A 3835-nucleotide genomic window follows, 5' to 3' on the forward strand; every position below is an offset into this window, starting at 1 on the left:
GAAAAGCTGTTGATAGTGGGGTTGAAGTATTTGCCTTTCAGGCTAAGGTGAATCCTGAAGGCATAGAGCTAGTTAAGCAATTACCTATTGATTTGAGTTACATAAAAGGTCAAAGGCAAAGGTTAAAGGTTAAAGGTTAAAGGTTAAAGGTTAAAGGTTAAAGGTTAAAGGTTAAAGGTTAAAGGTTGCGCCAGCAAAATAATCAGTTACTATATTAACACATTACCAAATCCTCTCATCGTCTAATTTTAAAATTAAGATTCTATCTTTATCAAAATTTTGAAAATTATAGAAAGATGAACGAGAAAGCCCTTCAGGAGGTTGATAAATACCTACGATTAAGAACCGAGATTAGCGAGTTGAGTGAAAAGCTTGGTGCATTGCATAAAAACGAAATGGCTTGCAAGAAAGGCTGTTCGTCGTGTTGTATGAATTTTCAGGTGTTGCCTGTTGAATACTTCAGTATATTGAAACAGTTGAAAGCCAATCCTCCTCAGCAGTTTAGAAATTTGGATACAGAACATGACGATTGTAATTTTTTGATTGATCACATCTGTCAAATGTACGAAGCCCGACCTATTATCTGTCGAACTCATGGTTTGCCACTATTATTTATGAACCAGGAAGGTGATGCCTGGGAATTATCGGCTTGCCCTTTAAACTTCAAGAAATTCGACGACTTTCATGCAGAGAATACTTACCCGCAAGATACCTATAACAGTAAGCTATTTCTTATCAATAGAGAGTTTATTAAGAGTTATAAGGAGGAACAATTTGGAGAGTTTGATATGATTTCGATTAATAGATTGCTTGTCGATTTGAAGAAATAGGATAAATTGCATTTTCAAATATCAGATTACTTACCCGCTTAAAATATGATGCATTATGCAAATACAATTATCTCCCGATCTTAAATTATCTCGAATTGTTCAGGGGCATTGGCGATTAGCTGATTGGAAGCTTTCTAATCAGCAATTGTTGAAACTCACTGAACAATCAATAGAATTAGGTGTGACAAGTTATGATCATGCTGATATTTACGGTAATTATTCTTGTGAATCATTATTGGGTGATGCTTTAAGTTTGAAGCCTTCTTTGCGAAATGAGATTCAAATTATTAGCAAGTGTGGGATTAAACTGAAGTCGGATAAGTTTCCTGAGAGGAAATTAAAGACCTACGATTATTCCTATCAGCATATTGTTGATTCGGTTGAGAATTCGTTGAAGAATTTGAAGACAGATTATCTTGATTTATTGCTACTGCATAGACCGTCGCCCTTTTTTAATCCTGAAGAAGTCGCAAGAGCCTTCTCCGATCTTAAACAAAGAGGTCAAGTTCTGAATTTTGGTGTATCTAATTTCAATAGTCAACAATTTGAGATGCTTAATTCCTATACGGATGAGAAATTGGTTACCAATCAGGTAGAAATATCGCCTTATTGTTTGGAGCACTTCGAAAATGGGAATCTGGATTTCTTCTTAAAGGAAAGAATTAAGCCAATGGCTTGGTCGCCATTGGCTGGAGGTCGTTTACTGAATCCTCAATCTGAAAAAGGACAGAAGATATTTAAGGTATTGTTTGAGATTGCTGAAGAGTTAGAACTTCAGTATATCGATCAGGTGATTTATGCTTGGTTATTGAAGCATCCTGTAGGCATGTTGCCCATTATTGGAACAAGCAAAATTGAGCGCGTTAAGACTGCTGTCGGTGCCTTGGCTATTGAGATGAATCATGAACAATGGTTTAGAATATATGAAGCAACGGGAGCAAATATGCCCTAAGTAAAGTCTCAGATTAAGAACTTTAATATGGCGTATCAAGCTTCCCCAAAGCGCCTTTTATTTACTCATAGAATCCACTCAGAAACTTGAAATGACCCAAATGAAACACCCGATTAAAAACCAACTAATTTTCCTAAGCCTATTAGTGATCATGTCAAGTTTATGGGCATGTCAGCCGAAACAGGAGTTGAGAGTCCTGCAATTCAATGTCTGGCAGGAAGGCACTGTTGTTACAGGTGGGTTCGATGCTATTGTGGAAGAAATTGTACGTACAGATGCCCAGTTGGTGGCTTTTAGCGAAGTTCGCAATTACAATAACAGCAACTTTATCGAAAGGATAATTAAAGAGCTGGATTTCCGAGGATTAAAATTTTATGGTGGCAAAAGTTATGATTCTGGTTTGATTTCAAGGTATCCAATTGAGACTTGTTCAGCTCTCTATCCGGTGAAAGAGGATCATGGTTCCATTACCAAAGCCAGAATCAATATCGATGGTCATATTGTGGCCTTTTATTCGGCACATCTCGATTATCTGAATTGCAGCTATTACATGCCAAGGGGCTACTCGGGCAACACTTGGGAAGAATTGTCTGAGCCCACCATTGATGTTGCCGAGCTTTTAGCTGTAAGCCGAGCTTCAAAACGCGACGATGCCATAAAAGTATTTATTGCCGATGCTAATGAAGAGATGAGCAAGGGAAGTAAGGTGATTATTGGAGGCGATTTTAATGAACCATCTCACAGAGATTGGATTGCAGAGAACAGCGATCTTTACGATCACAATGGTGTGGTTATAGAATGGGAGTGTACAAAACTGTTGGAAGAGGCTGGTTTCATCGATACCTATCGTGAACGATATCCTGATCCGGTGAAGAATCCTGGTTTTACATACCCAGCATATAACCCCCTAATACCTATTCATAAATTAACATGGGCTCCAAAGTCTGACGAAAGAGAACGTATCGACTTCATTTTTTATAACAAGACGTCTCAGCTTAAGCTTAAAGAGGTTCTAATTGTAGGTCCTGATGCCTCAGTTGTAAAATCGGAGGTCTATTTTGAAGACAGGGATTTATTTAGTAAGCCGACAAATACGTGGCCATCGGATCATAAAGGCATTCTGGCTGTGTTTGAATTTTAAACGATTCATCTAGAAAGTCGTGAATTAACCTCATGTCAGTTTTTTTTTATTCTGATAAAACATCTTATGTTTTATCAGAAATAAAAATACTACTTTAGGGTGACCTAAAAATTTAATAATGGCAACAAAAGAACTGACAAAAAAAATCAGAGTATCTGATAGTATTCATCTTAAGCAAATACAATTATCCGATTCAAAAGATATCTTTAATACAATCGATAGTCAAAGATCATATCTGGGTAAATGGTTACCTTTTGTTGAATTAACCAGAAGATTAGAAGATACAGAGGGCTTTATCACGAAAATGTTGGAAAATCCAACTGGTAATTATGTCTTTGTCATACACTATAATAGCAAATTTGCGGGTTTAATAGGGTTTAAAGATACTGATAGCCAAAATAAGAAGACTGAGATTGGTTATTGGCTTTCTGAGAAATTTCAAAAGAAAGGAATTGTGACTAAATCGGTACAAGCTCTGTGTAAGTTTGCTTTTGAAGAATTGGAAATGAATCGAATTCAATTAAAATGTGCTGAAAGAAATTTTTCAAGCAAAAAAATACCACAACGATTAGGCTTTGTATTCGAAGGGATTGAAAGAGATGGTGAGTTGTTGACAGGTGGTGTATTTACCGACCTGGAGGTGTATAGTAAGTTGCGAAATGAATAAATAGTGAACTCAATACGGAAATATGATACACTTAATCGTTGGAAATACAGGATCTGGTAAAACCACCTATGCTCAGAAATTGAAAGTGGAAACTCAGTCTGTCCTTTTCTCTATAGACAAGTGGAACAAAATCTTATTCTTAGATGATAAGAAAGAGGAGGATGGCTTGGAATGGTACCTTGAACGCATAGAGCGTGCCGAAAGTATGATTATTGACTTGGTATTGCAATTGGAAAGCGTAGGAA

The 3835-nt window shown here is 36.8% G+C and carries 5 protein-coding genes; all 5 read left to right on the plus strand.

Annotated features, from left to right (window positions below; translation table 11 throughout):
- Nucleotides 1-296: 296 nt before the first annotated feature.
- Nucleotides 297-830 carry a YkgJ family cysteine cluster protein gene (locus ABY905_RS14920; protein WP_372645286.1) on the plus strand — a complete coding sequence of 178 codons (534 nt, stop codon included), beginning with the start codon at nt 297-299 and terminating at the stop codon, nt 828-830.
- Between the two features lie 55 nt (nt 831-885).
- Nucleotides 886-1782, plus strand: a complete 897-nt coding sequence (locus ABY905_RS14925; RefSeq protein WP_372645288.1) for an aldo/keto reductase family oxidoreductase — start codon at nt 886-888, stop codon at nt 1780-1782.
- Nucleotides 1783-1933: 151 nt separating this feature from the next.
- Nucleotides 1934-2923 carry an endonuclease/exonuclease/phosphatase family protein gene (locus ABY905_RS14930; RefSeq protein WP_372645290.1) on the plus strand — a complete coding sequence of 330 codons (990 nt, stop codon included), beginning with the start codon at nt 1934-1936 and terminating at the stop codon, nt 2921-2923.
- 118 nt (nt 2924-3041) lie between these two features.
- The gene (locus ABY905_RS14935; RefSeq protein WP_372645292.1) at nt 3042-3590 is read left to right on the plus strand and encodes a GNAT family N-acetyltransferase; all 549 of its coding nucleotides are present in this window, start codon (nt 3042-3044) and stop codon (nt 3588-3590) included.
- Nucleotides 3591-3612: 22 nt separating this feature from the next.
- On the plus strand, nt 3613-3835 hold a 223-nt coding region (locus tag ABY905_RS14940; RefSeq protein ID WP_372645293.1), incomplete at its 3' end, for a hypothetical protein.

It is taken from the genome of Ancylomarina sp. (assembly GCF_041555295.1).
Lineage (GTDB): Bacteria > Bacteroidota > Bacteroidia > Bacteroidales > Marinifilaceae > Ancylomarina.